The sequence below is a fragment of the Thalassospira xiamenensis M-5 = DSM 17429 genome (genome assembly GCF_000300235.2).
GTDB lineage: Bacteria > Pseudomonadota > Alphaproteobacteria > Rhodospirillales > Thalassospiraceae > Thalassospira > Thalassospira xiamenensis.
In genome coordinates this window covers 4,570,276-4,576,570 of the sequence record NZ_CP004388.1, presented here as the reverse complement: position 1 = coordinate 4,576,570, position 6,295 = coordinate 4,570,276, and the positions used below count along the sequence as shown (strand labels likewise).

Genomic DNA, 6,295 nt, shown 5'->3' with positions numbered 1-6,295 from the left:
GTACTCGCCCGCGTTGATCACGATCATGATCAACACGCCTGTCTTCCACCAAGTCTTGGAAGCGTACTCGCGCCTTTTGTTTTTTGGTTCTTCGTCTTTCGCCGCGTTGCGCGGCCAGCGAAGTCAAAACACTGTACTGATGCGATCCACATCAGGCAAGGCGATCTTTAACAGAACGTTAAAAGGATTTCGGCACCAAAACAGTCCTTTGTTTGTGCGGTTTTTTGCGATGCCGCAACCAAGGAACAAAAGGTGATTCGACGAAATCCGGGCAGCGAAAAGGCCGTGCTACAAGCACGGCCTTCGACTCGCCATCCCGTAAGGGATAAATTAGAGCGCTTTGACGCGAGCGGTCAGACGCGAGACCTTGCGAGCGACGGTGTTCTTATGCAGAACGCCGAGCTGCGCGCCACGCGCCATTTCCGGCTCTGCAATTTTCAGCGCAGCCAGAGCAGCATCTTTGTCGCCAACGTTCAGCGCAGCCTCGACCTTCTTAACGAAGGTACGAATGCGACCGATGCGTGCACCATTAACTTCTGCACGTGCGGCGTTGCGGCGAATGCGCTTCTTGGCCGATTTATGGTGAGCCATTGCGAACCTGTCTCTTAAAACAAATGTTACGTAATTCGGAGGGCGGCTTATAGCTCCGTCGGAAACCCTCGTCAACCCCCGATACCTTCAATCCCGGTGAATTTCCGCGGTTTACGACTCTTGACTGCTACCGGGCAGCAATACATCGCCGGTACCGGGGCAATAAGCCATCAGATTCAACGATGCTTGAAGTCCGGTTTTCTCTTTTCAGAAAAGGCTTTCATGCCTTCTGCACGGTCATCAAGGGCAAAGGTCGAATGGAATTCGCGACGTTCAAACATCAGCCCTTCCGTCAGGGTCATTTCATAGGACTTGCTGACACTTTCTTTCACCTTCATCGAAACCGGGCCAGAGAAAGAAGCGATTTTATCGGCCAGTTTCATGGCTTCTTCCAAAAGCGAGTCGGCCGGGACGACTCGCGCAACGAGTCCCGAACGTTCAGCTTCCTCTGCATCCATCATCCGACCGGTAAGACACATTTCCATTGCCTTGGATTTGCCAATGGCGCGAGTAAGGCGTTGGGTCCCGCCCGCACCGGGGATGGTTCCGATGGTGATTTCGGGCTGGCCAAACTTTGCGGTGTCAGCCGCAAGAATGATGTCGCACATCATCGCAAGCTCACAACCGCCGCCAAGCGCAAAGCCCGCTACGGCGGCAATAACCGGCTTTCGGCAGCTTGCCACCCACGTCCAGCCCTTGGTGATGAAGTCGTTCTTATAAACATCCATGTAATCGTAATCGGCCATTTCCTTGATGTCGGCCCCGGCGGCAAAGGCCCGTTCCGATCCGGTAATGACGATAGCGCGAATGTTTTCATCATTTTCGAACTGATCAAGCGCTTCACCGATATCGGTAATCAATGCCGCACAAAGTGCGTTCAGCGCCTGCGGGCGGTTAAGGGTAATCAGACCGACATTACCCTTAACCTCGGCAATGATGTTCTCGTATGACATTCTGCTAATCCTTTGTCGGAGAATCGCGCCCACATTCAAAAGCAGGCCGATTCGGTCGAAAACATATTTTGATACTGTTTTACCGATTTTATTTGCTGGCCGCAACCAAACCGGCAGGATCAAATGATAACCAGGTCGGTTTCCCGGTTCACATGAGGGTCAGGGATTTATTTCTGACATGTCGGGCAGAAGAAGGTTGATCGCCCTGCCTGTACGATTCGCCCGACGGTGCTGCCGCAACCATCGGCAGAGCAACCCTCACCCTCTCGGCCATAGACGCGGAAGCTGTGCTGAAAATAGCCAAGCTCGCCATTGGCCTGACGATGATCTTTCAGGCTCGATCCTCCGGCGGCAATCGCGTCCTCAAGAACCAACCGGATTTCCCGGTAAAGACGTTCAATCTCGTCCGGTTTCAAATCCTTGGCCAAACGGTCCGGCGCGATGCCCGATCTGAACAATGCTTCGCATACATAGATATTACCAAGTCCCGCAACCAATCGCTGATCAAGCAGCACCGTTTTGATCGGACTTGCGCGTTTGGCTATTCCCGCCGCCAGAACGGTCGCATTAAAACTGTTGCCCAATGGTTCCGGCCCAATATCGACAAGCATCTTGTGGGTGTTAACCTCGTCCGCAGCAATCAGGGTGATGACACCGAACCGCCGCGGATCGGTAAACCGGACAACCGCTCCACTCTGCATGACAAAATCGACGTGATCGTGCTTTGCAGGGGCTGGAACCCGCACCAAGGGATCATCAAAAATCGTCATCCGGCCCGACATTCCAAGATGGACCAACAAAACCTGCCCGTCATCCAGATAGCCCAGGATATATTTTGCCCGACGGGTCAGCTGATTGATCCGGCGCCCCGCCATGCGTCCCACAAAATTTTCCGGAAATGGAAAACGCAGGTTTGGACGGCGTTGCACAACGTGATCAACCACGAAACCTTCCATCACCGGCGTCAGACCGCGTGTCACCGTTTCGACTTCAGGCAATTCAGGCATTGGAAAACTCACAAAATGAATGGGTCAAACATATCTAGAACCCGGCCCGATGATTGGCAAGCCAGCACACCAAACAACATTGTCGCCATTACAAAGTAACAATGGACGATGACCGCCAAGTACATATGATTGCGCCGTTTATTGCCACCCGGCCCGTCTGCCCCACCTTACGTGCCATCCACAGGATTTCAGTCAATGGAATTTGGCGTTGATCTTTTACTGATACTTTTTGCTGTCGCAGCCTTCGCCGGCATGGTTGATTCAATAGCCGGCGGCGGTGGATTGATTACCATCCCGGCCCTGCTCTGGGCGGGTATTACCCCGGCACAGGCTTTGGCAACCAACAAGCTGCAGGGCAGCTTTGGCAGCCTGACATCTTCAATCAACTTTATCCGTAAGGGTTATGTTGATCCGCGCAATATGGTACTGGCGATTGTACTGACATTTGCCGGATCAGCACTTGGCACCGTGCTGGTACAGATGCTTGATACCAGCATCCTGCTTAAAATCCTTCCGGCCCTGTTGATCCTGATTGCGCTTTATTTCCTTTTCTCGCCGCGCGTTGGTGACATTGACGCCCATCAGATCATCAGCAAGTCCGTATTTGCCTTTACGGCTGGATTTGGCATCGGCTTTTACGACGGCTTTTTCGGACCGGGTACCGGATCATTCTTTTCCATCGCTTTTGTCGCCTTGCTTGGCTTCAACATGACAAAGGCAACTGCTCATACCAAGGTCCTGAACTTCACATCAAATTTCGCGTCACTGGTCATGTTCATTGCCGGTGGCGAAGTCGTCTGGATCATCGGAGTGGTTATGGCCGTCGGCTCTTTGATCGGCGCCCAGATCGGATCCCATATGGTTATGAAGGTCGGTGCACGGCTCGTACGCCCGCTTCTGGTTGTCACCTCTATCGCGATTTCGATCAAACTGATCATCGACCAGTACGGCAGCACCATCAGCCAGTATTGGGATCAGATGCAGGTTTGGACCGGATAAGGTTCTACATAGCTTATTTACGATGCGACAAAGCCCGCCGAATGGTTTCCGGCGGGCCTTGCATTTTAGTTCCGAAATCCGTCAGGCGCTGGCTGCGGTTTCGATAAAGGCCTCGTCCCGGCGATCAATCAGGTGGCTCCAGACTGCAAACACTAAGGCAATCACCGCAATCCCGGCACCAAGCCATGGGATATCCTGATAGGAAACGCCCTGTGTAATCGCGATACCACCAAACCAGGCACCAGAAGCATTACCAAGATTGAAGGCTCCCTGATTAAGGGTCGATGCAAGATTGGGCGCCTCCGTGGCTTCGTTAACCACCCGCATCTGAAGCGGCGAAACCAGCGCGAAGGAAACCACCCCCCAGACAAAAACCGTTGCCACGGCCGGGATCACATTGGTGATGGTTTCAGCAAATACGGCAAGTATCGCAATCAGGAGAACAAACGTCGCAATGATTGCGGGCATCAGGCGCCAATCCCCCAGACGGCCACCGATATAGTTGCCTATCGTCAAACCGGCACCGAACAGCAACAGAACATAGGTTACCTGCCGTGCCGAAATGCCGGTGATGTTCTGCAACATCGGGGTGATATAGGTAAACACGCTGAACATGCTGGCCGAAGCCAGAACACTGATCGCCATGGCAAAGATAACCTGGGTTTTCGCCAGAGCCCGGGCTTCGGCAATCAAGCTACCGCCCGATGCGGCGATTTTACGCGGCAAACAGAAATAAAGTGCCACAGCCGCAAAAACCCCGATCCCGACAACCGCCCAGAAAGTCGAACGCCAACCAAGTTCCTGACCAAGTGCCGTGCCAAACGGGACACCAAGAACATTCGCCAATGTCAGACCGGAAAACATCAAGGCAATGGCCTGTACCCGTTTATGTGGCGCAACAAGATTTGCCGCAACAACAGCCCCCAGACCAAAGAATGCCCCATGGCAGAATGCGGTCACAACACGGGCCGCCATCAAAAGCCAGTAGTCCGGTGCCATCGCACACAGGAAATTGCCGAAAATGAAAATTGCCATCAGCATCAGCAAGGCATGACGACGATCCATTTTTGACGTCGCAATCGCCAGAAACGGCGCGCCAAACGTAACACCCAACGCATAACCGGTAACCAGCAACCCGGCATCGGGAATACTTACACCAAGATCTGTCGCCACATCCGGCAACAATCCCATGATAACAAATTCGGTCGTGCCGATCCCGAAGGATGCGAGCGCAAGAGCAAGGATCGGAAGGTTTCCAAAGAAACCATTACGGGCAGCAGCAGTTATCATGATCAGGATGTCCAGGGGTGCATCGCACCAATGCGGGATAATGTCGGGCGACAAGTTTCGGACGTGTTTGCGAAGCGCTTTAATCAGCCGAAAGCTTGAAACGATTCAATTCTGCGTGCAGTGCACAAATTTCACCATCGCGAAATTGGCATAAAAACTATGCAGTTACGTCACAACTGAAACAGGCCCGGTTGAACACCGGACCTGCGTGAATTACAAAATGGATAAATCGGATCAGGAAAGTTCTGCAACAATGCGTTTTGCGGCCACAACCGGGTCATCAGCTTTGGTAATCGGTCTACCAATCACCATCACATCCGTTCCCATCGCCATGGCATCGTGCGGCGTGACAATGCGTTTCTGATCATCGGTACTTGCCCAGGTTGGCCGAATGCCCGGTGTGATCAATTTGAAATCAGGTCCACAAGCCGCACGTGCCGCTGTAATTTCCTGTGCGGAACAAACAACCCCGTCCAGACCGGCCTTCTGGGTCAATTCGGCAAGTTTGACAACACGATCACTGATCGGTCCCCTCAGACCAACATCATCGAGGTCAGCCTGATCCAGACTGGTCAGGATCGTTACCGCGATAACCCACGGCGCGTTTACACCGGCTTTGTCGGCGGCTTCACGTGCGGCTTCACCAGCACGTTTCATCATCTCAAGGCCGCCCGTGGCATGAACATTCACGATCCTGAGGCCAAGCGGCGTTACCGCACGCACGGCACCAGCAACAGTATTGGGAATGTCGTGATATTTGACATCCAGAAAAATCGGCAGCCCGGCTTTTGCGACTTCACGCACGCCCTGCGGGCCGTGGGCCGCAAAGAACTCCTTGCCAAGCTTCGCCCCACCAATCACCCCGCCCAAACGAGAAGCCAGATCAACTGCATGTGCAAGATCAGTGGTGTCGATGGCGCAAAAAATACGGTCTTGGGGGGCTATAACTTGGGTCATGGGTCCTCCGGCGGGCTGGAATTTCATGATTGGCCCACGAAGTTGCGGTGGACCGGGCATGACTTAGCCGATTTGAACCGAAATACCAACCCGAATTAGGCACAATATTGGTCCGCGCGTCGCAGTCTTTCCTGTCAGGACGCTTTCTGCTGGCTGATCGCCTTGTTGTCATTTGGCGTGTCGTTGCCGGTTTCTTCCGGGCGCAATCGACGCAATTCTGTATCCATGCGCTTGACCGCACGACGATGCTTGCCATGCACCAGCCATTCATATGTCAACCCGATACCAAGCCCGATCAACAGTGCGACCATGATCGGCAGGAAAAGCGGCATATCGACTTCATAGGGCAACGGCCACAACGACAATGTCACCAACGCCCGGTTCGACACGGCAAAAATCGCAATCAGGATCGCAAGCGGAATGGAAATGATCCAATAGAGAATGCGCATTTTAACTCCTGGTGCCGACGGGCAAAAAGGCATGGTGTCATAGCCCACA

General features: G+C 53.3%; 7 protein-coding genes. 1 reads left to right on the top strand and 6 read right to left on the bottom strand.

All coding sequences use genetic code 11. From position 1 onward, the window contains the following. Nucleotides 1–330: 330 nt before the first annotated feature. The 3 genes from rpsT to mutM all read right to left on the bottom strand — a co-directional run bounded on the left by rpsT (nucleotide 331) and on the right by mutM (nucleotide 2,551). Nucleotides 331–591: a 30S ribosomal protein S20 gene (gene rpsT, locus TH3_RS21195; RefSeq protein ID WP_007088335.1), complete on the bottom strand. Its 261-nt coding sequence runs from the start codon at nucleotides 589–591 to the stop codon at nucleotides 331–333. A gap of 176 nt (nucleotides 592–767) precedes the next feature. Further along, the gene (locus tag TH3_RS21190; RefSeq protein ID WP_007088336.1) at nucleotides 768–1,544 is read right to left on the bottom strand and encodes an enoyl-CoA hydratase; all 777 of its coding nucleotides are present in this window, start codon (nucleotides 1,542–1,544) and stop codon (nucleotides 768–770) included. A 167-nt stretch (nucleotides 1,545–1,711) separates the two neighbouring features. Then, complete coding sequence (gene mutM, locus TH3_RS21185) at nucleotides 1,712–2,551, bottom strand: bifunctional DNA-formamidopyrimidine glycosylase/DNA-(apurinic or apyrimidinic site) lyase (RefSeq protein WP_007088337.1); 840 nt, start codon at nucleotides 2,549–2,551, stop codon at nucleotides 1,712–1,714. Between the two features lie 195 nt (nucleotides 2,552–2,746). Between mutM and TH3_RS21180 the strand changes: the two genes are divergently transcribed. Next, the gene (locus tag TH3_RS21180; protein ID WP_007088338.1) at nucleotides 2,747–3,550 is read left to right on the top strand and encodes a TSUP family transporter; all 804 of its coding nucleotides are present in this window, start codon (nucleotides 2,747–2,749) and stop codon (nucleotides 3,548–3,550) included. Between the two features lie 81 nt (nucleotides 3,551–3,631). On the opposite strand, the gene TH3_RS21175 is transcribed toward TH3_RS21180, so the two are convergent. The 3 genes from TH3_RS21175 to TH3_RS21165 form a co-directional block, all read right to left on the bottom strand. Then, nucleotides 3,632–4,840 carry an MFS transporter gene (locus tag TH3_RS21175; protein ID WP_052268442.1) on the bottom strand — a complete coding sequence of 403 codons (1,209 nt, stop codon included), beginning with the start codon at nucleotides 4,838–4,840 and terminating at the stop codon, nucleotides 3,632–3,634. 234 nt (nucleotides 4,841–5,074) lie between these two features. Then, the gene (pyrF, locus tag TH3_RS21170; RefSeq protein ID WP_007088340.1) at nucleotides 5,075–5,797 is read right to left on the bottom strand and encodes an orotidine-5'-phosphate decarboxylase; all 723 of its coding nucleotides are present in this window, start codon (nucleotides 5,795–5,797) and stop codon (nucleotides 5,075–5,077) included. Between the two features lie 134 nt (nucleotides 5,798–5,931). Beyond that, nucleotides 5,932–6,246 carry a LapA family protein gene (locus tag TH3_RS21165; RefSeq protein ID WP_007088341.1) on the bottom strand — a complete coding sequence of 105 codons (315 nt, stop codon included), beginning with the start codon at nucleotides 6,244–6,246 and terminating at the stop codon, nucleotides 5,932–5,934. Between the last annotated feature and the right edge of the window lie 49 nt (nucleotides 6,247–6,295).

Coding starts and splice junctions, on each gene's coding strand:
- TH3_RS21190 (WP_007088336.1), bottom strand. CDS start 1,544: ATGTCATACGAGAACATCATTGCCGAGGTTAAGGGTAATGTCGGTCTG.
- mutM (WP_007088337.1), bottom strand. CDS start 2,551: ATGCCTGAATTGCCTGAAGTCGAAACGGTGACACGCGGTCTGACGCCG.
- rpsT (WP_007088335.1), bottom strand. CDS start 591: ATGGCTCACCATAAATCGGCCAAGAAGCGCATTCGCCGCAACGCCGCA.
- TH3_RS21175 (WP_052268442.1), bottom strand. CDS start 4,840: ATGATAACTGCTGCTGCCCGTAATGGTTTCTTTGGAAACCTTCCGATC.
- TH3_RS21165 (WP_007088341.1), bottom strand. CDS start 6,246: ATGCGCATTCTCTATTGGATCATTTCCATTCCGCTTGCGATCCTGATT.
- TH3_RS21180 (WP_007088338.1), top strand. CDS start 2,747: ATGGAATTTGGCGTTGATCTTTTACTGATACTTTTTGCTGTCGCAGCC.
- pyrF (WP_007088340.1), bottom strand. CDS start 5,797: ATGACCCAAGTTATAGCCCCCCAAGACCGTATTTTTTGCGCCATCGAC.